At 43.1% G+C, this 25,706-nt stretch carries 24 protein-coding genes, 1 tRNA gene and 5 pseudogenes; 14 read left to right on the top strand and 16 right to left on the bottom strand.

The features are described from left to right. Positions 1–60: 60 nt before the first annotated feature. The 5 genes and pseudogenes from KT99_RS14100 to KT99_RS23610 form a co-directional block, all read right to left on the bottom strand. Positions 61–828 (bottom strand): CDP-alcohol phosphatidyltransferase family protein, encoded by a 768-nt coding sequence (locus tag KT99_RS14100; protein WP_005501258.1) that lies wholly within the window; start codon positions 826–828, stop codon positions 61–63. Continuing rightward, positions 825–2,006: a pyridoxal-phosphate-dependent aminotransferase family protein gene (locus KT99_RS14105; protein ID WP_005501259.1), complete on the bottom strand. Its 1,182-nt coding sequence runs from the start codon at positions 2,004–2,006 to the stop codon at positions 825–827. The genes KT99_RS14100 and KT99_RS14105 overlap by 4 nt, the downstream gene beginning before the upstream one ends. A gap of 184 nt (positions 2,007–2,190) precedes the next feature. Continuing rightward, a pseudogene (locus tag KT99_RS14110) lies at positions 2,191–2,498 on the bottom strand (transposase); the annotation flags it as partial. Positions 2,499–3,042: 544 nt separating this feature from the next. After that, a complete protein-coding gene (locus KT99_RS20970) occupies positions 3,043–3,333 on the bottom strand; it encodes a YkgJ family cysteine cluster protein (RefSeq protein WP_005501261.1) in 291 nt (96 codons plus the stop codon). Positions 3,334–3,496: 163 nt separating this feature from the next. Then, positions 3,497–3,634 (bottom strand): zinc-binding dehydrogenase, encoded by a 138-nt coding sequence (locus tag KT99_RS23610; RefSeq protein ID WP_005501262.1) that lies wholly within the window; start codon positions 3,632–3,634, stop codon positions 3,497–3,499. A 506-nt stretch (positions 3,635–4,140) separates the two neighbouring features. On the opposite strand from KT99_RS23610, the gene KT99_RS14120 reads away from it, so the two are divergent. From KT99_RS14120 to KT99_RS14130, 3 genes are read left to right on the top strand one after another with little or no spacing between them, the layout of a single operon-like run. Next, complete coding sequence (locus KT99_RS14120) at positions 4,141–4,866, top strand: basic amino acid ABC transporter substrate-binding protein (RefSeq protein ID WP_005501266.1); 726 nt, start codon at positions 4,141–4,143, stop codon at positions 4,864–4,866. Between the two features lie 6 nt (positions 4,867–4,872). After that, positions 4,873–5,550, top strand: coding sequence for an amino acid ABC transporter permease (locus KT99_RS14125; protein WP_005501267.1), 678 nt, complete (start codon positions 4,873–4,875; stop codon positions 5,548–5,550). Then, complete coding sequence (locus tag KT99_RS14130; RefSeq protein ID WP_005501268.1) at positions 5,543–6,268, top strand: amino acid ABC transporter ATP-binding protein; 726 nt, start codon at positions 5,543–5,545, stop codon at positions 6,266–6,268. Before KT99_RS14125 ends, KT99_RS14130 begins: the two co-directional genes overlap by 8 nt. Positions 6,269–6,689: 421 nt before the next feature. Here the strand turns inward: KT99_RS14130 and KT99_RS14135 are convergent, their stop codons facing one another. Beyond that, positions 6,690–7,049, bottom strand: coding sequence for a DOPA 4,5-dioxygenase family protein (locus KT99_RS14135; protein WP_005501269.1), 360 nt, complete (start codon positions 7,047–7,049; stop codon positions 6,690–6,692). Between the two features lie 140 nt (positions 7,050–7,189). On the opposite strand from KT99_RS14135, the pseudogene KT99_RS14140 reads away from it, so the two are divergent. Both KT99_RS14140 and KT99_RS20980 read left to right on the top strand, forming a co-directional pair. Next, a pseudogene (locus KT99_RS14140) lies at positions 7,190–7,415 on the top strand (IS110 family transposase); the annotation flags it as partial. A 22-nt stretch (positions 7,416–7,437) separates the two neighbouring features. Then, a pseudogene (locus KT99_RS20980) lies at positions 7,438–8,192 on the top strand (IS91 family transposase); the annotation flags it as partial. 259 nt (positions 8,193–8,451) lie between these two features. On the opposite strand, the gene KT99_RS14145 reads toward KT99_RS20980, so the two are convergent. The 7 genes and pseudogenes from KT99_RS14145 to yejK all read right to left on the bottom strand — a co-directional run bounded on the left by KT99_RS14145 (position 8,452) and on the right by yejK (position 14,936). Continuing rightward, positions 8,452–9,237, bottom strand: a complete 786-nt coding sequence (locus KT99_RS14145; protein WP_005501271.1) for a hypothetical protein — start codon at positions 9,235–9,237, stop codon at positions 8,452–8,454. A 277-nt stretch (positions 9,238–9,514) separates the two neighbouring features. Beyond that, positions 9,515–10,640 (bottom strand): annotated as a pseudogene (locus KT99_RS23615) (IS91 family transposase). A gap of 196 nt (positions 10,641–10,836) precedes the next feature. Next, entirely contained in the window at positions 10,837–11,136 is a 300-nt protein-coding gene (locus KT99_RS14165; RefSeq protein ID WP_005501275.1) for a type II toxin-antitoxin system RelE/ParE family toxin, read from the bottom strand. After that, entirely contained in the window at positions 11,124–11,381 is a 258-nt protein-coding gene (locus KT99_RS14170; RefSeq protein WP_005501276.1) for a type II toxin-antitoxin system Phd/YefM family antitoxin, read from the bottom strand. The genes KT99_RS14165 and KT99_RS14170 overlap by 13 nt, the downstream gene beginning before the upstream one ends. Positions 11,382–11,759: 378 nt before the next feature. Beyond that, positions 11,760–12,596, bottom strand: a complete 837-nt coding sequence (locus KT99_RS14175) for a M23 family metallopeptidase (RefSeq protein WP_005501277.1) — start codon at positions 12,594–12,596, stop codon at positions 11,760–11,762. Between the two features lie 11 nt (positions 12,597–12,607). After that, complete coding sequence (locus KT99_RS14180) at positions 12,608–13,483, bottom strand: 6-carboxytetrahydropterin synthase (RefSeq protein ID WP_040572028.1); 876 nt, start codon at positions 13,481–13,483, stop codon at positions 12,608–12,610. Positions 13,484–13,904: 421 nt separating this feature from the next. After that, complete coding sequence (yejK, locus tag KT99_RS14185; RefSeq protein WP_005501287.1) at positions 13,905–14,936, bottom strand: nucleoid-associated protein YejK; 1,032 nt, start codon at positions 14,934–14,936, stop codon at positions 13,905–13,907. 325 nt (positions 14,937–15,261) lie between these two features. Here yejK and KT99_RS14190 point away from each other — a divergent pair, with 325 nt between their 5' ends. The 6 genes from KT99_RS14190 to KT99_RS14215 all read left to right on the top strand — a co-directional run bounded on the left by KT99_RS14190 (position 15,262) and on the right by KT99_RS14215 (position 21,825). Next, entirely contained in the window at positions 15,262–15,477 is a 216-nt protein-coding gene (locus KT99_RS14190; protein WP_005501289.1) for a YejL family protein, read from the top strand. Positions 15,478–15,578: 101 nt separating this feature from the next. After that, on the top strand, positions 15,579–17,366 hold the full coding sequence (locus KT99_RS14195; RefSeq protein ID WP_005501291.1) for a DUF3413 domain-containing protein: 1,788 nt from the start codon (positions 15,579–15,581) through the stop codon (positions 17,364–17,366). Positions 17,367–17,598: 232 nt separating this feature from the next. Then, positions 17,599–17,675 (top strand) — tRNA-Pro (locus KT99_RS14200). Between the two features lie 201 nt (positions 17,676–17,876). Continuing rightward, the gene (gene efpL / locus KT99_RS14205; RefSeq protein ID WP_005501292.1) at positions 17,877–18,455 is read left to right on the top strand and encodes an elongation factor P-like protein EfpL; all 579 of its coding nucleotides are present in this window, start codon (positions 17,877–17,879) and stop codon (positions 18,453–18,455) included. A gap of 435 nt (positions 18,456–18,890) precedes the next feature. Continuing rightward, positions 18,891–21,077 (top strand): sensor domain-containing diguanylate cyclase, encoded by a 2,187-nt coding sequence (locus KT99_RS14210; protein ID WP_005501293.1) that lies wholly within the window; start codon positions 18,891–18,893, stop codon positions 21,075–21,077. A gap of 274 nt (positions 21,078–21,351) precedes the next feature. Further along, positions 21,352–21,825, top strand: a complete 474-nt coding sequence (locus tag KT99_RS14215) for a DUF6942 family protein (protein ID WP_100067680.1) — start codon at positions 21,352–21,354, stop codon at positions 21,823–21,825. Between the two features lie 81 nt (positions 21,826–21,906). Here KT99_RS14215 and nadE read toward each other — a convergent pair whose 3' ends face one another. Then, the gene (gene nadE, locus KT99_RS14220) at positions 21,907–22,737 is read right to left on the bottom strand and encodes an ammonia-dependent NAD(+) synthetase (RefSeq protein WP_005501296.1); all 831 of its coding nucleotides are present in this window, start codon (positions 22,735–22,737) and stop codon (positions 21,907–21,909) included. Between the two features lie 182 nt (positions 22,738–22,919). Between nadE and KT99_RS14225 the strand changes: the two genes are divergently transcribed. Beyond that, the gene (locus KT99_RS14225) at positions 22,920–23,771 is read left to right on the top strand and encodes an AraC family transcriptional regulator (protein WP_005501298.1); all 852 of its coding nucleotides are present in this window, start codon (positions 22,920–22,922) and stop codon (positions 23,769–23,771) included. A 95-nt stretch (positions 23,772–23,866) separates the two neighbouring features. Continuing rightward, the gene (locus KT99_RS14230; protein ID WP_005501300.1) at positions 23,867–24,508 is read left to right on the top strand and encodes a LysE family translocator; all 642 of its coding nucleotides are present in this window, start codon (positions 23,867–23,869) and stop codon (positions 24,506–24,508) included. A gap of 82 nt (positions 24,509–24,590) precedes the next feature. Here KT99_RS14230 and KT99_RS14235 read toward each other — a convergent pair whose 3' ends face one another. Then, entirely contained in the window at positions 24,591–24,779 is a 189-nt protein-coding gene (locus tag KT99_RS14235) for a helix-turn-helix domain-containing protein (protein ID WP_005501302.1), read from the bottom strand. A gap of 206 nt (positions 24,780–24,985) precedes the next feature. On the opposite strand from KT99_RS14235, the gene KT99_RS22075 reads away from it, so the two are divergent. Then, positions 24,986–25,159, top strand: a complete 174-nt coding sequence (locus KT99_RS22075) for a hypothetical protein (RefSeq protein WP_005501305.1) — start codon at positions 24,986–24,988, stop codon at positions 25,157–25,159. Here the strand turns inward: KT99_RS22075 and KT99_RS14240 are convergent. Beyond that, positions 25,146–25,706, bottom strand: a pseudogene (locus KT99_RS14240) (ISAs1 family transposase); the annotation flags it as partial. The gene KT99_RS22075 and the pseudogene KT99_RS14240 overlap by 14 nt on opposite strands.

Below are 25,706 nucleotides of genomic sequence, written 5' to 3' on the forward strand. Positions count from 1 at the left end.
GTTGGTATATACGCAAACTATTATTTAAAATGCAATTCAACAATAGTTAAGCAGGATAAATTATTTCCCAATATTAACTGTTAGTTTTTGATCTAAATTTACACCTCGTTGCCAGGCGCGAAGCAGTCCGAAAAATACTTGGCTAAGCGCGAAAATCCACAACATAGGGGTTAACATATTGAGGATCAAGGCTAATGACAGCATAAAAATAAACACGCCTTCATCGAAAGAGAAGATTTTTTTCTGCTCTTTTAAAAACCATCTTAGGTTTGCCATCAAACCGAATTCGATACCCGCAGTTTCAGTTATTACTTCCTCTGGCGTATCGTCTTGAGTTGAATCGTTTACTTGCGATGCTTCTAAGTAAATAGTGACATACTTTGAGTAGCCACGTAGCGAGTAAAACGCAATACCGACAAGGGCCAAGAAGACAGGGGCCACACTGCCTGATTGCATGAATGCCGCGTAGGCGATAGCACTAAACCAGATGAAGACTTGAATTTGATCCGTGAGCTTGTCGTAATAACAACCTGAGATGGATGATGTTTTACGATAACGCGCTATCTGGCCATCCATGCAATCAAACACATGGCTTAAATGGATGAGAATTGCCGCGATGATGAAATTCTGAACACCGCCAATCACAATAAATACCGCAGCGATAACGGCGGTGATAAAAGAGATTAAGGTGATTTTATTGGGGGTGAACCATTTGATATCCACCACAAAATAGTTGAGCACTATGGCCAGTGGCGAGGTCACAAAAGATGACCACCATTCATCGTCTTTGGTCTTGGTTGCCCACAAGTTTGATAATTTCAGGTTCATAATGCAATCTCAGCTATGTAAGGTTCATTAGATGCTGTGCTATCGACCTGCATCATCTGTCTAGCTTGCTGTTCCCTAGCTTCGGTAGCAGAAAAGTTAATCAAAATCTCTTTCAAGCAATTCAAGAAATATTGAATATCGAGAATGGATATTTCACCTATGTTTCCTACCTGAAACACCTTGCCCTTGAAGCAGCCTTTACCTTCATAAATAATGATGGATTTTTCACGCAATTGTTGACGCAATACACTGACATTGACGTTTAGAGGCACATTAACGGTGGTAAGAATCGAGCACATATCTTGCTGTTTAATTAAAAACTCTAGGCCTAGATTAAGCAGGCCCTGACGCAGCATATTGGCTTTGTCTTTCATGCTTGAGTAGTGCTGATCGACACCCAGATCAATAATGTTTGTTAACGCCTGCTCCAACGCATAAAAGAGATGAACCGCAGGCGTATTAGGTGTTTGGTAGCATGTGCTAATAAATTCATAGAACTTATACAGATTGAGATACATGGTTTTAGCAGGAATATCTTTGAGCTTTTCGAACTCAGTCGTTTTGCCCACCACGAAAGAGAGTCCGGCATAAGAACCTATTGCCTTCGAGCTTGAGCTAGACATGAAAGCAATGTTACATTTTTCCATCTCGATGATCTCGGCCCCAGCACTGCTGACACAGTCAACCACAAATGTGACCCCGTGTTTTTTGGTCAATGCCCCTACGTCTTCTAAAGAGTTGAGTAAACCCGCACAGGTCTCGTGATGAACCATAGCCACCACATCGATAGAATGCTGTGTCAGGTAAGCATCTATGCGGTCAAGGTCGAAATTCTCACCCCAGGGGAATTCTAGCAAGTGAGTGTTTTGGTTGTGAATTTTAGACATTTGATGCAGTCTGCCACCAAACTCACCGTTAGATAAAATAAGAATATGTTTATTGCCCACCACCGAAGATAGTATTGATTCATTCGCAGCGGTGCCAGAGCCCGTAATGACGACAGCACGATAATTACCCGGGTTTTCAATTTTTAAAACCTGCAGTAATTTTTGTTCAATGCTATTCAGTAAATGCTCGAATTCAACTTCACGGTGACAGATATCTTCTTTACTGATAGCGACTCTTAAATTTGGAGCTACATTGACGGGGCCGGGCGTGAATAACAAATGTTTTTTCATCTAGCGAGTGTCATCCTATTGTTGCTTAGGTTATCTATTCTTTGGAATGTACGAAAGCTCCCGAGCCGCTTCCGGTCGATGGTGGTTCAGCGACGAGAAAAAGCGAGCTTGGAGCGGCGGTAAAATATGTTATATCGTCAATCTTGGTTTTTATTTTGAAGACAGTTTAGTAATGAAAACAATAACATTCCTGTTTCCACTGCTGAACTGGCTCACTAAATAAGCCATTTTCTCGGCAGTACTGGCTAACTTAAGTTTAAGACACAGAAGCGGTTTCGATGATGACTGCAAGCTTAGCTTCGGCTGCGCAATCATCTCTTGTTAACGTTTTACCTGGCACTGGGTGACCTTCTTTTCTGACTTTATCTCGCCAATGATACAGGCTTGATACGAGAGTCCCTCACTACGTGCAACTTCAGTGACAGTCATATTATGAGGAGGTAACAATTTGTTTAAGACCGCTTCTTTATGCTCTTGTGAATACCGTGCCATCTCATGCTCATTTACCGCCCCCTATATTGATTTAGTGGAAATTTTAAGGGGTATCAACAATCCTGACACAGAAGAAGGTTGTGGAGGTCGATCTTCATGGGAATGGTATAAATTGACAATTTAAGCTATTTCCGCATCAGAAAAACGAGCAGAGGGTCTTATTTTTTTTGCGATAGTACTCTCGGAGAGCAGGCCACGCAAGTAATATTCCTACTTTTTTGATCCGTTAAAAAAAGGGACGGTACTCGGTGACCCCCCTTAAAATGTTCAGTCGAGCCCAGCGGGGTTGTTAAGCCAATGGCTTTCGACAAAACCAGCCTGGATACAACAACGAGAAATGAAACAACTAACACTCACGCATTAACATCACTTAAGCAATGTACAAAATCAAAGGTAATATGTTCTGTGCTTAGCTCTACCTGCAATTAAACATATATTATTGGGGTCATACAAAACTCCTGTCATCAGTTTTGACTGGATTTCCTTATCAAAAATCTTTGTGTTGGTTAGGGGGGCAATTAACAGTCCTAAAATTAATAGAGCACTACATTTTCTCTATTCGTTCATCTATACATTCATTTGATCCCATGCCAAACTCGCGACAAACCCAAGGTCGATTTTCATAGATAGAACACAGTAATGTATCTCGATCTAAAGCTGAGCACCAGCCATCATCTAGACGCAACATAGATTCATTCCCATGCACATCAACATAAATATGCCGATCAGGAACACCTGTATCGGAAATAATAATAACTTCGGAACTGCAACAGCATGCTTGACAGTTGGAACATTTCACTTCAGAGACGGGTAAATTTTTTACGCTAATGGTCATAAACAACAACAATAAATTTAATGACCCATAGGATACTCTATACTGAATTTTTTTTCGAATTTATAGGGCCCTAACGCCATTTTAAGCAGCGAATAATTATTGGTTATAATCTGGAACGAAGTAAAACAAGCCAACAGCCCTGAGCAAGATTTAAAAATACTTTTTAAATTTCATGACTTTCCCCAAGATGGTACAACAGGCTCCAACCATGTTCAGTCTCAATTCTTCTATGAGCTTCGACAGCTTGCTCAATCGGATAGATTTTATCGACGATTGATTCTATTTTACCCTCCTCAACCATTTCCTTGAGTGAGCATGTTTATGGTAAAACATCCTACAAAATATTCTAACTGTAATATCACTATAATCAACTGCCAAACTGTATAGTCCACTCCATTTACCTCTAACGCGCCCTGCACCCCAAATTCAAGATTTAAGTGCATCATATCGAATCATCAAAATACTTCTACTTTGAACAAGGGACACGCTCAACTCCGAAAAATATGATGGATGGCGCCAGGTGCAGACTAGTTGCAGCGGTCAGCCAGCCCTGTTTGCCCCCTATCGAGTCAAATATCTATGCGGATAGCAGCAGCTTCGCCCAGCCGCTCAGGTTAATAATTATTCAGTTTAAAAAATCCACAAAAATTACAAAAGCCAGCAAAATTAACAACAAACAACAAATAATGATGACAACCAAAACAAAAATATGAATTTACTCTCACTTTTTACACATAATTATTTACCAAAACCTTAAGTTCACATATAGTGCCTCAACTAAACACTGTGATTATTGAGACGAATAAAATGAAGAAAACCCTATTAATGACCGGTTTGTTGACCCTGCTCCTGAGTGGATGCGGTAAGAGTGATGATGTACTGGTCTTGGGCACCAACGCCTCCTTTCCTCCCTTCGAGTATGTCGGCGGTGCCAGCGGCAATGAGTTTAAAGGCTTCGATATCGACATCGCCAGACAGATCGCCAGCGACAGTGGCAAGACACTGAAGATCCAAAACATGAAATTCGACTCGCTGATAATGGCCCTCAATGCCGGCAGGATTGATTTCATCGCTGCCGGCATGACGATTACGCCGGAACGGCAGGCCAGCGTTAATTTCTCGACGCCATACTATGAAGCGACTCAGGTGGTGATCACCAAGAAGAGTGACACCAGCATTCATAGCATTACAGATCTACGGGGGAAGCATTTTGCGGTACAACTTGGCTCGACGGCCGATATCATGGCAAAAAAATACACAGATAAAGTCACCGCCTTCAACAGCGGCTTCGAAGCCATCATGGAACTGAACAACGGCAAGGTCGATCTGGTGCTGTTCGATAGCCAACCCGCGGCTAACTTCATGCGGAAGAATCCTGATCTCAAGATTCAGTCCCTGCCGTTTGCAGCCGAATTCTATGGCCTGGCGGTTGCCAAGAAAAACCCGCAGTTGCTGCAACAGATCAACACCACCCTGGCGAATATTAAGACCAATGGTCAATACGATACCCTCATTGCTAAATACATGAAGTAGGTGAGCATGGATACCATATACACTTCTCTGTTCGCGCCCATTGGCGACGACGGTCTCATAGGCGGACTGCTGATCCTCGAAGGCTTAAAATCGACCCTCACGGTGACTTTTTTCGCCATGATCTTAGGTGCCGTCCTAGGTGTGGCTACCACCTTTATGAAGATGTCAGACCACTGGTTCTGGCGCTGGCCAGCCAATCTTTACGTCGGCGTGATACGTGGCACCCCAGTCGTCATCCAGCTGGTGATCCTATATTTCATTGTGCTATCGGCCTTGGATGTCGGTGTGATCGGCGCCGCGATTATCGCCTTCGGCCTCAACAGTGGCGCCTACATCTCGGAGATCATTCGCGCTGGCATCCAGGCCGTCGATAAGGGCCAAACCGAGGCGGCACGTTCATTAGGCCTATCTCAACGGCAGACGATGCAAGAGGTTATCTTGCCCCAGGCGATTAAAAACATTCTGCCAGCCTTAGGCAACGAGTTCATCGTGCTCCTCAAGGAAACGGCCGTCATCGGCTTCATCGGTGGGGTAGATCTTATGCGCGCCGGCGAGATCATCCGTAGCCGCACCTTCGAAGCCGAGGTGCCACTGTTTACCTGTGCCCTCATCTATCTAGTGTTGACCTACGGCTTTACTTTTATGCTGTCCAAGCTCGAATTGAGGTTAAAACAAAGTGATTAAGATAAACCAATTATATAAGAGCTATGGTGATGTTGAAGTATTGAAAGGCATCAGCGAACACATAAAAAGTGGTGAAGTGGTCAGTGTCATAGGTCCCAGCGGCAGTGGCAAGAGCACCTTCCTGCGTTGCATGAACCTGTTAGAAATGCCCACATCCGGTGACATCATCATCGAAGGCGAATCGATTAGCGCCAAGGGGGCCAGTGTCGATGACTTACGTCAGAAAGTGGGCATGGTATTTCAAAACTTTAACCTGTTCCCCCATAAGACGGTCAAGCAGAATATCACCCTGGCACCGATCAAACTTGGGCTGATGACAGCCAAAGAAGCCGATGACAAGGCGCTCGAACTACTGGCCATGGTAGGCCTGACAGACAAGCGAGATGCCTATCCCTCGAGCCTATCAGGTGGGCAAAAACAGCGCGTCGCTATTGCCCGCGCTCTGGCAATGCAGCCGGATATCATGCTCTTCGATGAACCAACCTCGGCGCTGGATCCCGAGATGGTCGGTGATGTCCTCGACGTGATGAAATCCCTCGCCAAACGGGGCATGACCATGGTCATAGTCACCCACGAAATGGGGTTCGCGCGCGAGGTATCCGACCGAGTCATCTTCATCGATGGCGGTAATATCGTCGAGAGCGGCACACCGGAAGACCTGTTCAGCGCACCTAAGCACAGCAGAACCCGAGCCTTCCTGAGCAAGGTGTTACGTTAGTCAAGATGTTACCGCCGCCAGGTGGTAACATCCAGGAGCAGAGCCATCCCACAACTTACCAGTTGGGATGGTCACAAAAATCAAAGCCAGCCATTAACAATCAATAACATACCTAGCTAGGATTAATGCTCAAGACGTAAAAGCCAGGAATATCTGCATATTGATTGGTTAAAAAGAAGAAAAACGATTAATTTGAGGCAAATCATGAATTTCAGATAGACCAAATCCAGTCCTTTTATTTAGGCCTGTTAGCAGCTTGAGTGGTACTAAATGATTAGCTTGCTTGTAGGTGACTGCAGCAGTGTGAAAAATGTCGTCGGCGTTTTTCTAGGTGTTCACAATAACTATTAAAGGTACAACTTCTAGCGAGTTCGGGCTTGTTCAACACTTGGGATAGGTCGCGGCTACGCGCGGCCTATCCTTATTGTATTTCACTAAACATTGATATATCAAGTTCAACGCTATCTCCTAGCCAATAGGCATATATAGTATGATCTTCTAGGTCATTACCAGATAGAGCATGAATCAACACTGTAAGCTCTTTTCTGTTTTGTTCAAGCCAGGAAACCAGCTTATCAAAATCTTTAGAGCTAAAAGTAATTTGGCAACTCCATTTTTGATGAGGGCCTACCAATGCCTCATGTGTACGGCCAACCCTAAGGTTAAATTTATCGCCAGCTTCTTTACATAACTTTGAAGCAAACTCCAAAGTTTCTTGCTCATAATACACATGTGCATGATAGGCCTTGTGAGAATTAACAGGACGTTTAATCTCTTTCATAATTCCTCCTATATCGCCTAGACATAATGACTCCCACGAGGTGCTAGCCTCCAAGTTCATGGGTTAGTCCAAAATAGTTAAATTGTGCACCAGAGCCATACTGTATTTATGACCATACAATATTGCAAATGGAGACTAGCATGATAAAACATAGCATGATTTTTATAGGTTTAGACACTCATAAAGAATTTATTGAAGTCGCTTATGCTGAATTCGAGTCTAAACATCCTCAAACAACGCTACATTTTATTTATGAAGCGGGGCCCTGTGGCTACTGGTTATATCGTTTTCTAACCAGTTTTATGGCACTGCTGTTATGTCGTAGCACCATCACTTATCCCCAAGAAGCTTGGCGAACGAATGAAACGACTACAGTGGCTAGCTAGGCGTGCTTAAAGACTTTGCACACAACTCAAAGCAACTCGGTGGTGACATTGGTTTTACTGGCGTATTACACACTCACAACAGGCGGCGGTACTGTTTCATCACATAAGTCATCCCCACATCCACTTCATTATCCCTGCTGGCAGCTTTTAACAAAGACAAAAACAGTGGCGCAAGAGCAAAGGCAAGTACCTGTTCAACGCCTTTAACCTTGCCACAGTGTGGCGAGCACGGTTACTAGAACACCTGACACATAAACTGGATATCCAACTACCAGCATCAGTCCCCAACAAATGGGTTATCGACTGTCGACATGGGGGTAAAGGTTTGCCAGCACTGACTCTTTATAATAAGAGGCTGTCACGTTATCTTTATCGCGGCGTTCTTCCCGATAACAACATCATCAGCGACATCGATGGCCAAGTCGGTTTTTCCTATCTAGACAGTCAAACTCAGGTCAGTAAAATCCGCACGCTACCAGCGGCTAAATTTATCTATCTGATCTTGCAACATGTACTGCCTAAAGGATTACGACGAGTAAGGGACTATGGGCTACTTCGAGGGGATTGCAGTAAATTGCGGCAACAGATACAGCTTATGCTGGCTGTCGCTGGTGCCACATTTCCATCGTTAGCAAAAGTAGTCAGGAGGCTAGCAGTGCGGCCTTGCCCTTGCTGTCAGCAACCTATGTGTTTTATGGGAATACACCGAAGTCATTTGGAAAATGGCCGACCGACAAGTTCTATGATCACAGCTTAGCGCTGGGACTTATTACTAGAATATAGGGATAAATGAAGGAGAGACTAAGCAGGTAACCAACTGACATATCAGTGATTATTTTAGTGTTTTTGATGCTAATATATCGTGCTGACTAAAGAAAAATCACACTCCAATCCTCACCTCAAATAGATCGAACTCTCGATCTGCTATTTACTATTAAAGGTAGAACTTTTAGCAAGCTCGGGCTTGTTCAACACTTGGGATAAGGACGCGGCTGCGCGCGGCCTATCCTTATTCGTTAGGTTTCTCTTGGTAAAACACCTGCCATAAGCTCTAAAATCCGCTCTATTTCATCTGACATAAGATTTAGAGTCTCTATGACAGGTTGAAAATATCCCTCGTTAGGAAAAGAGAAATTTAAGCCTACAGGTACATCTAACGCTTTATGATATAAATGATTCGTTGGGGGAACTATTTCACCTAAGGTTTTCACATCAAAAAATTTACCTTTCCATACTACATCTCTACCATTTTGCCCGAAACCACAGTTATTTATACCTTTAGGAAAGTCAGGTATTTGAGAACAAAGTTGATGACTGGATATTCTAGTAAATTCTCCAGTCGGTATTGGCAATTTGTGTTTATCGATAATGTTGACTTCATGGATAAGGTTGAGAAGAAGGTTTCCCTCTTTGCCGCTGAATGGCTTAACACTTTCTATGACTTCAGCAAAGTCAGAATTAACTTTGTGTGCCAATCGACTTTTAATAGTTGATTCCAGCTTTTCTTTTGACTTAGAAAAAGGAAACTGAAGTGCTCCGTGTGATTTTTCAGGAACGTGTGCTGATACTGATTCAAAGTACGCTTGATCCAGTGCAGACCTAAGGTTATGAAAAACATCACCACAACGTATAACTACCTTATCAAGTGCGTTTATATTTTTTTTAGCAAAAGTAGCTCTTTGTCCTGAGTTGGTATCAGTTTCTAAACAATAAGTATATGGAGGTGTAGTATTAATAAGAGCATCGATTTCTGAAGTCAATTCCCTTGCTCTTTCAATTTTTGATTTTGCAACTCGAAACATTAACTGAACTCCCTTGAAACCTAACGCTTTAGATAATGAGCCGATGTTTTATCCTAAAAAAAGCCCCCATAAAGGCCAAAACATCGTCTCATTGATCGTCTTGTTGGACTGCCGCGATATCTGTGGTGATTGCTCACTTGTCAGCATCATTTCAGTCGATTTATTAACCAGTAGACTACCCGAAATAAAACCAATTATCATCCTATTTTATATCGATATTTTTCTGTTCCCCACCGCAATGCCACCTGCCAGTTACAGGCAATAATCCTATCCCTGCTTAATGCCTATTTTGCCTAATCACATCCAGCTTTAATCGCCTTTTCTCTTCAGCAACTAATTCCTCGCAAATCATGCAGTGTAGCGTCAGTCCATATTTCGCCATCACAGCTTGCCAATCCGGCAGGCTCGGCGTTTGATACTCTGCTTGTCCTTGACTCAATCTCGCTTGATTTAAGCGGGCTAGCTGACTGGGGTAATAACGCATACTCTGCTGCTTTGGCAACGGCAAATGACGTAATATTTGCCGTTCAAAGTCTGCGATGGCGTATCGACTGCGCGCCATCTTTTTAGTCCGGTGATCTCGATAGCTGAAATGCACCTGCCCGTCTTTAATCTTCATTATCTGATGATTTTTAATGCGCCACCACTCATGTAGCGCGCTAAATATTTTGCCACCCCAAAGCCATGACTGTAGGGCTTACACGCATATAATTGCCATTTAACCCGACCGAGTTTATTGAGTAAATTATTAACAGCTATGCTTGTCTGTCCATTAGGCAATATGAGCTCACCCTTGCTGAGACCGGCGCTTATTTGGGCAATTAACTTCCCCCTAAATAATCGCTTAACCACTTCAACAGGCAATAGACTTTTACGTCTCGGCTGCTGCCATTGACCAGTATCATCGAGACCACCATGGGTCATTAGGCAATGTATATGCGGATGATCACTTAAATTTCGTCCCCAAGTATGCAGCGCAAGCAAAAAACCGGCTTGAACGCCTAAATGCTGTTTGTCAGCAAAGAGTTTTTTAACGTCTCTGCCACACTGTTAAATAGCAATCCTTGAAACCAGGCACGATTAAAACGCCAAAGTGGCAGCAGTTCATGGGGACAAGTAAAGATCCAATGGTGGTGCTGAGTATCAAGTAATCGAGCTGACCAATCCGTCAGCCACTGCTCTCACTTCACTGTCTGACATAGGGGGCAACCTCGGTGCCGACAAGAATTGTAATACACCCCACAAAGGTGCCCTTGCTCACAATATTGACTGTGACTGCCCATCCTTTGGGTTCGACAAGCTGTGATCGCATCGAGAGCTTTGTGTTGGTATAGAGGCAGATTTACCCCAAATGTTTTCGGTGGGAATTGAGTAAAAAGTTGCTGTAAGGAATATTGCGTCATAGCAATAAATATAGACTACAACTGTATAAAAACACAGCGCTAATGAGGTAAGGAATATATTTTCGATTTACATCTCCGGACCCTGTCCGGCATGTTCAACGCCGCAATAAGCGGACTAAAATAGTTGGTTAAATAAGCGACGCAGGAGCAAAAACCAACTGTTTTTTTGTCCTTTTGAATGACTTCTTAGCCGTATTTAGCTCCGTAAAAGAAACCTTCTCAGATCACGTTCTTGCCGCATCACATGTAGTATATAAATTTTATCATTATCTATTTTATAAAAAATACGACATGGATTAACAATCACTTCTCTGTAGTTTAAATTCTTTAGCTCAAGTGGAACCTTTCCCGATTCAGGGTGGCTTTCTAGCCTTGTGATTTTATCAAACACTTTTTGTGTTAATTTTTTAGCCGCTGGTAAATTGCTTAAAGCAATATATTCAGCTATTTCGTTTAAATCACTAAGAGCAGGAGCTGTCCATATTATTTTAGCCATTTACTCATTTTCTCTTTTGCATCTTCATTAGAGAATGTATCGCCATTTCTAATAGCTTGCTCGCCTCGAGCTACACCTTCGAGTATCTGCATTCGTTGTTGCATGAATTCATAATCCTCTACATCAACTAAATAAGCCGACGGCTTTCCATGTTCTGTAATCAGTACTGGCTCTTTTGACGAATGGAGGTCAGCTAAAATTTTTGTTGCATGCCGTTTAAGCGTTGTAACTAGCTCTACTCTCATGATAAATCCAATTTACAATAAAATAATGTATCACTATAGTATCACACAGGCTCCCCATTTTAACTGCAGAAAGCGAGAATTATAACTAACACGAAGAATACGAGAATTATAACTGGGTCGCTATGTAGACACTTAAAACAACAAATTACTTATTTATCAAAAGTATAGGATGAAATCCAAAATTGAAACCGAGAATTATTCCTTTTACATAACGAGAAGCAACATTTGCATTTATGCAAATCCGCAAATAAGTGAAAGCCCAATGGACAGGTAAAACCCAAGTGACAATTTTATCATCTTGTATTCATTGTATTCATTGTATTCATTGTATTCATTGTATTCATTGTATTTTACAGATAAACACAGTACAGGCTTAATTTATTTCTTAAGCACTTCAGCCATATTCGGCACTATCGTCACCGGATCGAGGCGCATCTGATACCAGTTAACCCGCCAGTCTAAGTGTGGGCCTGTAACTCGGCCTGTGGCGCCGACTTCGGCGATAGCTTGGCCCTGCTTGATAACCTCGCCTGTTTTGACATACAGCTTGCTTAAATGTAGCAAACTCGAACTGACACCATAGCCATGGTCGAGAATAATCGTGCCGCCGGAATAAAACATATCCGCTACAGCTAGACTGATGACGCCATCGGCAGGTGCAACGACTACAGTGCCGGTTTTCGCGGCAACATCGACGCCATAATGAGGATTTCCTGGCTTGCCGTTATAAACACGCTGACTGCCATAAACACCTGAAATACGCCCCGTCAGCGGCCAGATAAAATCTTGAGTGAAAGATTCAAGCGCAGAAAACTGACTTCTGGCGGCTCTGACTTGCTTATTGTCTTTTCTCGAGCGCTCCAGTGCTTTAGGATCTGGCTTCATGATCTTTTTACTGATCCCGTTCACCCTGTCTATCTTGTATTCTTTGGTCTTGATGTTCAGTGGCTTAATCTGAGTCAAGCCATCAGGATAGATAAGTTTCAACTCTTGCTTTAGCTCGGCCTCACGGGAAAAACCAAATGCAAAGGCACCTCCTGGGGTCACCTTGACAGCCTTACCGTTGAGATATACTTGAGTACCGGGCTCAACCATAGCTCGTATCAAAGCGCCCTGCTCCATCTTACCTGTCAACTGAATTTGCGCCGATACGTTAACGGTTAATAAGAGTGTTAATACAGCCAATGGGGTGACTATCTTAGATAATAGAGACATTAATTTTCCAGTTATATGTGTTTGACTGAGATAGCCCCTTTACCAACACCTTCATAGGCGATCACTTTAAATTCACTCTGAGGCGTTTTCTCAACCAGAGTATTAGCAATAAACTCTGCCAACAGCTCTACCGTAGTATCATGTGGAATGATCTCACATCGAGACTTTGGCATGGCGAGTTGAAACTCGCCCTGAGGAGCCTGATAGCAGAAGCCATAGTGAGTCTCTTCGCTCACCTTTGCTTGGGGAGAAAGGGTTAACTCACTCAAATTAACCACATCTTCTTCGGTACCCAGATAGATGTCTTTCCAACGCTTAGCCCAATATTCATCCCACTTAGGTGCCGCAATACCGTTTTCAAAGATATTGATTGTGCTACGATGACCATGAGCAATGCGCTGGCAGTTACCATCGTGCTTTTTAAGGCCATGAGAGTAGTGATAAAATGGGGCTTCATGTATCTCATTACGCAGCGTCAGCGCTATCCCTTCGACATTATCCGGCAACACGGCTCTCAAGGCTTTCTGCAAGAAGGCATTAACACTATCAAAGTCGATAATTTCACAGGGGATCAAGGCAAAAGCCTGAGATGGGCATGCGAGGTGAATATCGCCCTGCAGGCTGCTAAAGTCCATCCAGACTTTATCGCCTTGCTGTTGCCAGCGCACTTCACTGCAAGCCGTTGGAATGAGTAAACGGTGATCGGCGACTTCATCAATGGTATTTTTGATGGTGCGCTTAACTTTCGCAAAGTCTAACACCATATTTTGCTCATCTAAGTCGCCATCGAGCAGAACATCAACTATCCAACTCTCCCCCACCATGCCTCGAATAGGACACAAGTAGGAAAAATCGATTACGGTTAAATCTCTAACAAAAAGTTGCATTTATGCTCCTAGATGGAAAAACAGTCCACCTTTTGTACGCCCATTCGGCAATGGCCAAAGGACTGAAATAGTGTCTCAAGACAAATTGACATTATCTTTGAGGTTTAAGCAAGTTTACATGTGATAACACTAATTTTCGACCCGTTTATTGCGCCTAATTGTAAACTTGGTGAGTATGCTTGATTTGTCATCAGTATAAGCCTGATAATTTAAGTCGCAGCCGTTAAGTAGGAGCAGTCATTTTATTCGGCCAACAAAAAAGGCGCTTAATAGCGCCTTTTTGATTAAAGCTAAACTCTGAAAATTACTGGCCGCCTTTGAGGCGGCGATCGAGTTGATCTTTAAGGTTAGCCGGTACACCTTTTATCAATATGGTATCTGAGAATATTGAATCGTACATTCACCATTGTTCAGCTAAAAATTACTGGCCACCTTTCAAACGACGATCGAGTTGATCTTTAAGGTTAGCCGGAACACCTTTTATCAATATGGTGTCTGAGATGGGATCGTACATGACTCGCTCACCAAGGTGTGCTCCATCGAAGCTAAGCGTCACGCCACCGCCAGTACCAGAGAACTTCTTCAATTGACGTAGGGTCGGCTTATCACCAGGAAATTCATCTTCGAGTTCATAGTCGCCACCCTTGGCGAAATCATAGAAAGATTCCATGCCACTATCGGCAAGCTCATCGGCAAGATCCTTAATTTCAATATCCGCACCAAGATCACAGCGCTCGGTACAATAATCGAAAATCTTCTCACGGCACTGCTGACGCTCATCTTTGGTCAGTTCGCTGCTGGAAACAAAATCTTCGACCGCATTCATCAACTGCTTGTTTTGCGCCTTAGTGTTAACGCCTTCTACACAACCCATAAAATCGAGGAAAAAATCAGCAACCTTTCTGCCCGCACGTCCGCGAATAAATGAGATATATTTACGTGAACCTTCATCCGCCTGCCATTCAGTCAGATCGATACGCGCCGCCAGCTGTACATCTTTAAGATCTAAGTGAGTATTTTGCGACAGTTCCATATCATCGAGCACGGTCATCGATGACTTAGCATTAAGCAAAGAAACATACAGGTAGTCACTGGTCATATGAGTATAACAAGCCAGAAGTAAGTAACCACCTTGACTGAAATTGTATTTGGACAACTCTTCTTGTAATAACTTACCCGCTAAACCGGAAAATTCGACGAAGCCAAGTTCACCATTACGGTAGTCGGTTAACGCCTGCATAAAATTAGGGTTAGCCTCGCCATCTTCACCTGAAATACCGAAATATCCAAAACCTTTGCCCGCCTTTGTGGTGTATGTTTGATGTAATTCATCCAACATGACTTCAACGGCTTCGCCGTTCAATAAAGGTTGGGAACGCAATCGACAGCTTAGCTGTCCGTCACTGTCTTGAATAATGGCATGGATGATGGCTTGTTCGACGTTTATGCTCATAGGTCTCGATAAAAATAATGGTTAAAGATGTGATGTCTCCAATAGTAAGGTCACTGGTCATGCGACTAGTTCCGCTTAAACAGAACCTCATTTTCGGGTCAATTTTAATGAGTCTATATTGCCCCAATTGAAATCCAGCTTCAAGAATAAGATGAGTAGAACTCACCTGCTACTCCTCGGCAAAAGAGTCATTAGCCATTTTTACACAAGTAGAAGTGAATATTGATATCAAAATCAGACTAAGCAGTGCAATGATATCGTGCTTAGGCTGAATTTCGGTTATCATGAGCGCCAAATATCTCGGTAACCGAAACACTTTTTTACTATGGCTATACAATCAAAATATTCAAACACTCAAGTTGAATCTCTTATTGCTGAAATCAGTGCTGTGATGGATAAGCATCAAGCTCCGACTGACTTAAGACTCATGGTATTGGGTAACTGTGTGACAGATCTGCTGGCGCGTAAAGTACCTCAGGAATCCAGAGACCAGGTAGCCGAGCAGTTTTCAAAAGCCCTAGCTAAGTCTATTAAAAGCTAATTTATGCCGTCGTGCATTAAAAACTAGCTAAAGTCGTAAAAAAACACTTAAGATACTTTAGTATCAAATAAAATAAGCATTTAAACAGTAAGCGGAGCCACATGGTCGAGCGTAAAAAGGAAATGGGGCGTGATCGCGTATCACGCTTGGTAACTTGGGGACATTGGTTTGCCTTCTTCAATGGCTTTCTTGCCATGATTGTGGGCTTCCGCTATCTCGATACGGTAGGTCATCCTGAGACTTGGGTTGGCTGGGGTTATCTGGCCATCAGTACCATAGGTCACTTTAGTTTTTTGGCCTTTATCGTTTATTTAGTGCTGGTTTTCCCCGTCACCTTACTGCTGCCCTATTCCAAAATTTTACGTGGCTATGCAGCAAGCATTGCCACCTTAAGTCTCTGCATTTTACTCTATGACACCATCATTTATGATGATTACGGTCTGCACCTGAGTCCATTTGTGTTCGATCTCGCATGGGCCGATCTCAATACCCTGCTTCGTAGTACCTCCTATATCATTACCCCTTTAGGAATTTTAGCCATTGAGCTCATTGCGGCAAATTTCCTCTGGAAAAGGATCGAACAAATCCACAAGGTACGTCGTGGTAATAAAGTCGTCGCTTTCGTGGGTGTGTGCTTTATCAGCAGTCATCTGATCCATATCTGGGCCGATGCTGCAGATATCACAGAGATCACTCGTCTCGATGATGCTTACCCGCTCTCCTATCCTGCCACGGCCCGTTCATTTATGGAAAGCCACGGCATAGATAGTTCCACGCAGCCTAAAGTAAGCTCGTCCCTGAGAAGCAGTTTGAATTATCCCAAACGTCCACTGCAATGCACTAAAACTGATGAAGTGCAGCCTAATATTTTGTTATTAACCATAGATAGTTTTAGAGCTGACATGGTCACTAGTAAGACCATGCCCTTCTTCAGTCAGTATGGTCATAACCATCAGCAGTTCCTTCACCACATCAGTGGCGGGAATCAATTCAACAGCGGCATGTTCGCCATTCTTTATGGACTTCAAGGCAGCTATATCAACTCCAGTGGATTGTCACAGACACCGCCACTACTGACTCAAATATTGAAGCAACATGGCTACCAGTTGGGCTTATTCTCAGGCTTGCATACCAGTCAAATACCTCAAGCCATCTATGATGATTTTGAGCAAATAATTTCGCCACCCAACAGTAGCGATGCGGCTCAAGATATTGAGAATGTTGCTGGATTCCAAAGTTGGCAACAGGCACAGAAAAGTCCTTGGTTTGGTCTAATCAACCTCAGTGCCCCTGACAGCTACGATACCCCCATTGGATTTTTGGGTATTGAAATGATCCAGTCTGAGCAAAAATTAACACCCGCCCAACGAGTCTTGTTCAATCAATATCGTCAGTCATTGAATTTTATCGATCAACAAATTGAAAGCATCGTCACTGATTTGCCCACAGATACCTTGGTCATCATCACTGGGGTCAGCGGTAAATTGTTCACCAGTAGTTTGCATGAGGCTAGAGGTAACCTCTCTCCTGCCAATGTTCAGGTTCCCTTAGTGATCCACTGGCCACTATCACCGGCCAAAGACGTAAATTATCGTACCAGCCACTATGGCATCGCCCCCACCTTAATGACTCAAGTACTTGGCTGCACGAATCCGGCGACCGATTACAGTGCGGGTCGAAGCCTGTTGCAGCCCGATGCAGAGTCTTGGGTATATGTCGGCGATAATCGTATATTTGGTATCTATCAAAAATCTGAAATTACGGTGATCGACAGACACGGTAAGTACCGCATCTATGATGTAAATTACCAGCATCGCCTGCGCAAAAAATTGAGTACTCCTGAGCTCATTGAAGTGATGCGTGAAGGCCGTAGGATGTATAACAATTAAAATATAAATATAAATAGCCCGTACTGTTTATCGGTATATCTTTGAACCCGTAATTGGTGTTAATTGGGTGATTACTGGCTAAAAAGCTTACAAACTAAGCAATTAGATCGAGTGTGGTGACTAATTGCTTGCAGAATCTTAAGTGACTTGCTAAAGTTCTGCCTCACCTAAAGACCCCCTTGAAAAAGATGTTTAGGTGTTCTTAGGCATAGTTTAGATTCTAAGAAAATCTCGGGATATGGCCTAGTTCGGTAAGGCGCTTGTCTGGGGGACAAGAGATCGCAGGTTCAAATCCTGCTATCCCGACCACATTGAAAAATCCAGACTCAGCAATGAATCTGGATTTTTGCTATCTGACGTTTGATAATATGCCGATACGATAAATATTGTGACAGGTGTCAGCAGAGGGAGGCATAAGTCCTATAAAAGCGTAATTTTATGCATAACGAATTGGTATAAGCCTTAGACCATGATATTTTACTGACAAAATTACTTATCGAGATGTTACTCATGCCGAAGGCAAGCGACGTTAAAAAGAATACTGCTGTCGAATTCAACAATAATGTTTATCTCATCAGAGATATTGAACGTTCAGTGCCGCAGGGACGTTCGGGAGGCAGCTTATATCGCATGCGCATGTACGATGTTTCCTCTGGGTCTAAACTAGATCATACCTTCAAGGCTGATGATATGATAAGCCTTGCGGATCTCAGCCACCACGATGTGACTTTCTCTTATATCGATGGTGACGAGTATGTCTTCATGGACGTAGAAGATTACACCCCTTACCATTTCAACAAAGACACCATCGCCGAAGAGTTACTCTATATCACTGAAGACACTCAAGGCTTACATGTACTTACTGTCGATGGTTCACCCGTTGCCATTGAACTGCCTTCCCATGTCGATCTAGTCATAGTCGAAACAGACCCTTCAATCAAGGGAGCTTCGGCCAGTGCCCGCACTAAGCCAGCGACTCTATCTACCGGGCTGACGGTACAGGTCCCTGAATATATTGCCAATGGTGAGAAGATTAAGATCAACACGGTCGAACAGAAATTCATGAGCCGCTCTGACTCTAAAGCTTAATGGGCTAAATAAGTAATACCGATTGCTATAAATAGAACACCTGTTATTGGGAGCCAAATAACAGGTCTTCTTGCTTCACAACAAGGTTCAATATCTAAGGACATTATTGAGCTAGAGTCAAAAATCAATACCCCCGCAAACCAGCAATACTGATCCATTACTTCCGTAATTCTTCAGCTTCAGTCTTATTCTTTCTCTCAATTTTTAACTGCTTTTGTAAGCGTAAGTCTTTAGTGATCCCATAGACAATAAAAGATAATAAGATGGCCAAACCTATGCCGACTTTAAAGATATGTTAATTGATTAACTCGGAACTTACCATTCCGCACAAATACTCAACAAACAGTGATTCTTTTGTTACATATGTGTTGAGAATCGACCTATAAGGCGCTAGCATCTATACATAGCCACGAGATAAAAAAATATAAGGCTTTAATGTTCCAGATTAATCGTCAGCATTTCAAGTTCTCCCTCTTTTTAGGCTTATTTGGCCTCATAGCGAACCTGTACCCCATTCCCCTGTTTGGCAATGTTCAGCTTATCTTAGGCAACGGTGTTTTTGTCATCGTTGCCATCTTGTTAGGCCCTTGGTACGCACTGTTCACCGCCCTGCTCTGCTCAATCGGATTATTTATCTCCTGGTCTAGTCCCCATGTCTTTATCATCTTCTGTCTGGAGGCCATCTGGTTGGGCTTCGCCCGCAGAAAAGACATCTATTCTTTATATGCAGATATTGGATATTGGCTGTTATTAGGTATGCCATTATTTGTACTCTATGCCAGTATTTTCTCAACACTGCCTGAAAGCCACCTCTCATTTATCACATTAAAACAAGGGATTAATGGTTTAATCTGCGCCGCAGTTGGGTCTCTGGCTGTCATAATCATCTCGGAGTTATGGCACCTCGAAGGTAAGATGAAAGACAAGAGAAGACGCAGCTTCAATGCTCAACTCACTTACGGTTTTTCCTTAGTACTGACCATCTCACTGCTGGGCTCGGCACTGATATTCAATCATCAAGTGATTACCAAGCAGCAGAAGAGTTTGCAGCGTAACTTACATGACTCAGTAACCCATTTAGGACTGGCGACTGAGATGTTCCTCGAGACACATGAGCGAGCGATAGATAACGCATCTAGATGGCTGAGTTTGTCAGGCACAGAGAATATCTCTGGCTGGCAAAGCAAACTGGTCAAGTTGCATCAGAGTTACCCTGGATTTGCCACCATGCTGGTAACCAACGCCGATGCGCGTATCATAGCGGCGAGCCCCATAGCGGCATTAGGCATAGAGAAGGTACTCAACAAAGAGCTCAGTGTCGAAGACCGTCACTACTTTCAGGAAGCATTTTTCAATCAAAGTACCTACATTTCACCGGTATTTTTAGAACGAGGGTTCGGCACCGACCCCATCGTCGCCATTAGCGCGCCCTTCTACCACAGCAATAAACCTAACCAGCCCACTGGGATCATCGAAGGTTCATTAGATTTAACCACCTTTGCTCAAATTGAGCAGACCAATGAGGTCTACCAAGATCAATTAATGATCCTCATCGATGAAGCTGGCAGGGTCATATACGCATCCAAAGCGTTAAGTCTTGTGCCATTGTCCGAGTTTAAATGGGCTGAGAGTGGCAAAAACTATAAGACGAGTCTGTCTATGATCAACTTGCGCGATATCGATAATCCAAATCCCGAATTTATCTATGATAGCTACACGCTAGATAACCAGTGGAAACTCTATGTGGTTAAACCCTTTTCTCCGCTGTTAAAATTACTAGAGTCTCAGTATCTTACTACATTCGCTGTACTTATCTTATCCATCATAATTACCGTCTTAATGACTCGAGTCCTGAGTATCCGCTTGACTCAGCCACTTGGCGTCATTGCCAATAAATTTGCCGAATATGGACACAGTAAAGCTGCCGATTATCATATCAGCGAAGATTCACCTATTGAGTTTCTCAATTTGTACCAAAGCATTAAAAAGAGTAAACAAGAGCTAATTTCTTACCAGTTAGAACTTGAAGAGAAGGTCGCGATCCGCACTTTTGAACTGCAAAAAGCCAATGCTAAACTGCAGATATTAGTCGAAAAAGATGAATTGACTTCCTTGTATAATCGTCGCTATGCCGAAGTAAAATTCAGAACAACACAAGATTTTTGTCAACGTTGTGATGAAGTGATGGCTCTTGGGATCTTAGATATCGATAATTTCAAATTAATCAATGATACTTATGGTCATCAGGGCGGTGATGAATGCCTGCGGGTTTTATCAAAAGAGATGAAAAAATACTTTAAGCGCGATACCGATGTCATCGCACGTTATGGTGGTGAAGAGTTTTTGCTCATCTTACCCTTTTGTAATGTGCTAATGATTGAAGATCACCTCAACGAGTTTAGAAAAAAAGTTAAAGGGTTAGCCATCGAAAACCCTAATGATAAACGTCTGATAACCATGACAGTAAGCATAGGTGCCCTAGTGAATAATGCTAAATACAGTACCGAGTTAGATGCCTGGTTTAAACTAGCCGATCTTAACTTGTATCAGGCTAAAAACCAGGGTAGAGATAAAGTCATCATCTCTATGCCGAGATCATCCGATAAGCTGGTGACAGTGTAATCCCCTAAGTGAATACGCCTAATCCTAAGCTAATACAGCTAAATCCGGCCAAATATCATTACAGCTTAAATCTTTTAATCCTTAGATAAACTGATCTATTCTGGAAATAAGATATGGGCAATGGCAAGGCAACATGCCTCGACACAAGCAAGCCGCATCAATAGCACTAAAAGTTACTGTTTAAATTGAAATTTCATTTAACTAGGTTAACTTACACGCATTAACTAGGTAAAATCCACCAATACTCACACCCGAAAACATGGCTAACCAGATAATGTCCAAACCCGTATCGACTCTGCTTATCGGCAATGCCAAAGCTAAGACCTGCTATTACCTTCCAAACGCCCCTACCTTGCCCCAAGGGTGGAGATATCGCCAAGAAGACGCCTTGAGCACACTCATCGTGCTTAATGGCAATCATTGGCGCAAAATATTAACCATCATGGCCAAATTGTCTGCCCCGGATACCGATTGGAAAAACTATCGGGATACTCAGTTACTCAAACACAATGAGCAAATATTGATAGGGGCATCAAACCTGTCATCAACCGCAGTGCGACATATCATCGTCGGCGCCGTATCGGCTGCTAAATTAAACATCAATAGCGCTAACACGTTATTTAACAGCCTGGATGAGCAAGACAGACTCCATGCAAATGGCTTGGGGGTGTTCATCTCACCTTATCTGGACTATCGCCAATTTCCCAATAGCCTGATTGAACAGTTAAAACCTTATCTGAGTGAATAAAATAGCTTATGAATAAATATAAAAAATGCCCATAAAAAAGGCGCGTTCGCGCCTTTAATTGAGCCCTGCAGACAATTTCATTTAGTCATAGATAGTCGGAATAGGCTTGCGCTTATGCTGCGTCGCCTTATAGATCCCAACCAGTCTATCGTCCACGATCCTATCAACTGACTTGCCTTCCAGGAAATCATCTATCTGATCGTAGCTCAAGCCCAGTGCAACTTCGTCCTCGAGTTGAGGTTTATCATCTTCAAGATCTGCCGTTGGTGCTTTGTTCACTAATATTTCAGGCGCCCCTAAGAAAGCGGCGAGCTTACGTACCTGACGCTTATTCAGGCCAAATAGTGGCGCTAAATCGCAAGCTCCATCGCCCCACTTAGTGTAAAACCCGGTGATATTCTCGGCGCTATGATCGGTACCGACCACCAGTCCACCCGTTAAGCCGGCAATTTCATACTGTGCGACCATACGCATTCTCGCCTTTACATTGCCCTTAACAAAATCGACCTTGCTCTCATCACTAAGCTCTATCCCTGCTGCTTCAAGGCCGGCTAACGTATTAGTGTGAATGCCGACGACGCCTTCATCTATGTTGACGGTAACTTGTTTGGAAGGAGAGATGAACTGACAGGCCAATTGAGCCTCATCTTCATCTTGCTGAATATTGTAAGGAAGACGCACGGCAATAAACTGATAAACACTGTTTTCTGCTTCATGGTTTAACTCATCGACTGCAAGCTGACATAAACGCCCCGCGAGTGATGAGTCGACCCCACCACTGATCCCAAGCACTAAGCTCTGACAGTGAGACTCTTTGAGTTTCAATTTGATGAAAGCAACGCGTCTTTGTACTTCATATTCTGGCTCTATTGCGACTTGAACCTTCATTTCACGTAAAATCTGTCCCTTCACAATCTGAGCTCCAATCGAATAAATGTATAGCAGATGAGTTTGATATTATGAGTCAAAACACTGATTAATACAGTATTATACTAAAACATATTTGGTTCATGCAATTTTTTACTAGCCTAGATGAATGACCAGCAGCTAATATAATATAAAAGCAGCGACAAGCAGCCGTTTATTGATGAACAATGGCTAAAAAAGAGTGGCGAAGAGAAGTGACTGAAGAGAAAATTGAATATTGGCGTAATCCCATAGTGCCTGAGATGGAGCTGAGTACCGCCAGCTTCCGCCAGTTTGAGTTTGCTCAACATGTTCATCTCGATTACCACATAGGGGTCGTGACTCAGGGCGGTCAAAAATATCAGCACAAGGGCAAAAGTTACCATTTAGGCAAGGGATGCATCTCGACCCTAAACCCCGATGAGGCTCATAATGGCCAAAGCGTTGAGGCCCGAGGTTACCAAGCCAATGTTATGTCCATTCCCATCTCTTATGTCAATCAAATCACCACTGAGCTTAATATCAAAGAACAGTTTTTTGCCTCTCCTCTCTCCTGGGCTCCGGATCTCCATCAGGCCTTTTTACATCTGCATAAAAATCTAACCAGCCCCCATGCTACACAAGCCCGGTTACAGATAGAAACCAGCTTGATGGCTTTCACCACGGAGCTTTTCGAGCGTTACGGCGCAGTAAAACCAACGAGTCATCAGCAGCATTCACTTTCATTTCAACAAGTCACAGATATTAAAACTCAATTTCATGACGAGATGCACTATGCATTTCAGCTCGAAGATTTAGCCGCTTCCGTGGGCTTGAGTAAATTTCAGTTTTTGCGTCAATTTAAAGCTGCCACAGGCATGACACCACACGCCTATTTGAAACGCGTACGATTGGAATACGCCAAGAAAGCCCTGGCAAAAGGTGAAGCTGTGATAGATATCGCCCTGCGGGTCGGTTTTTTCGATCAAAGCCATCTCAACAAAGCCTTTAAGCAAGCCTTTCTGGTTACGCCCTCTCATTTCCAGAGGCGCGTTATCTGAGTCACGCCCTATTCTCTACACGCCTGCAATAATTTACAATACCTCTCGTTCTTAATCCCCCATTATTGGGACAAGTTATAAAATCGGATCTCAATATGGAACTGCAACTTCTTATCTCTCTTGCCATTATTCACTCTGTCGCCTTGGTAAGCCCGGGGCCGGACTTCGCCTTAGTGGTAAAGATGGCTAGCCAAGAGAGTCGGGCTACGGCTATCGCCTCGGCGGTGGGAATATCCGTGGCCATCTTGCTGCACAGTTTATTCGGTGTCACCGGGGTGAGTTTACTCATCAAGAGCTCAGACCTGGTCTTTGTCGCCGTACAATTAATAGGGGCGAGTTATCTTGGCTGGATGGGCATAGGCGCTATTCGAGGCACTCTCTCCCAGTGGCGCAACAAAGTAAGTTCACAAGATCTGGATAATGTGAGTCATCTTGGATTGTCTATCAAGCAAGGTTTTTTCCAGGGACTGTACACTAACCTATTAAATCCAAAAGCTATGGTGTTCTTTATCACCTTGTTTTCCGCCATGATCACGCCTGATATCAACTTTATCACTAAGCTGGCCGCCGTGTTCATCATACTGACCTTATCGTTAATCTGGTTTATATTTATTGCCTTAGTCTTATCTAAACCTCTTATTCAATTGAAAGTAAAGAGAGCTCGCCCGGTCATTAATCTAGTCACTGGCATATTGTTTATTTCTGTCGCTGCCATCATAGTCTCTGGCGTCATTTAAGCTTTCTGTTTCGAATACAGCATAGGATATCCCTAACTGCCACTCTCTGTAGTTTTGCCGGCTAGCTTGAGTAGAAAATGGCTTACACCAGTTGGTACTTTTCTAATCGATACAAAAAAGCCTTATGGCTTAATCCTAAAAATTTAGCCGCCTTAGTGCGGTTGCCTTGATGTTTGTTCATGGCCTGTTCTAAATAGTTTTTCTCGAACTCATCGAGAAAAATAGTGCCACCATTAGCCACCTCTAACTTACCAATGCAAACAAACGTCAATAAATCATTACCCTATGGGTAGAACAAGGACTGAATATGCAACTTAACAATATCGTGTTCGCATTAGCCTGTAGTGGCCTGCTAGCATTGAATACCGTCATTTACTGAACAGAATTGCACGCAGGCAGCACTTAGGTTTTGACCTCAGAGTTGAAAATAAACTCGACCCTAAAACAATCTTAAAAATTGAAAAAATGAGCCGTGTAATGGAAGCTAAAACCATGGAGCCCGAAGCCTATTTCGAGCAACACGGAGAAGATTTTGACATCGTCATGGATGAGCTAGCCGATGACGTCTCTGAAATCGTCTCACATTTCACTGAAATCGAGATAGAGTTTCATGAGAGTAATGATAACCAACACACGGCTAGCGCATTTTAATCCCTGACTCTAACAGGGTTGAGCGATACTCGTCGTCCAACCCTGCCATCTTCTTTTTAGCCACTATACTCGCGCGTTTTGTCTGGTCTTGCTTGAACACAGTCATTGCTATTTTTCTCATCACATTAAAAGCAAGCGGACCTCGGCCTTTACGGATCCGTGATTCATCTTCTCTGAATGTCATATCTAACACCCAATGCATACTTTCTACTTGCCAGTGATTTCGCACAGAAGATAACGCCTGCTCTGCATTTAAATCTAATGAGCTAATGTACCAACGTGTTTCAGTGGTCTCTTTACCTGTCGTTTTTTCATGTACGTCTGATGTCACTTTGATAATGCTTTTTAAGCCAACCCACTGATATTTATTATTTAACCAACTTTTATTAACCAGCACTTGCTGACAACGTCTTGTTTCAATTCGTCCGTGACCGCTGTCTATTGTCGTATGTTCATCAAAATTATCGGCTGTAAAACCTTCACGCTGGCACTTGTGCCACCAAGCTTCTAATTCACCCTGTAGACAGAATGATGACCTTTAAGTGCT

Origin of the sequence: Shewanella benthica KT99, from assembly GCF_000172075.1 — a bacterium.
GTDB classification, from domain to species: Bacteria; Pseudomonadota; Gammaproteobacteria; order Enterobacterales; family Shewanellaceae; genus Shewanella; species Shewanella benthica_A.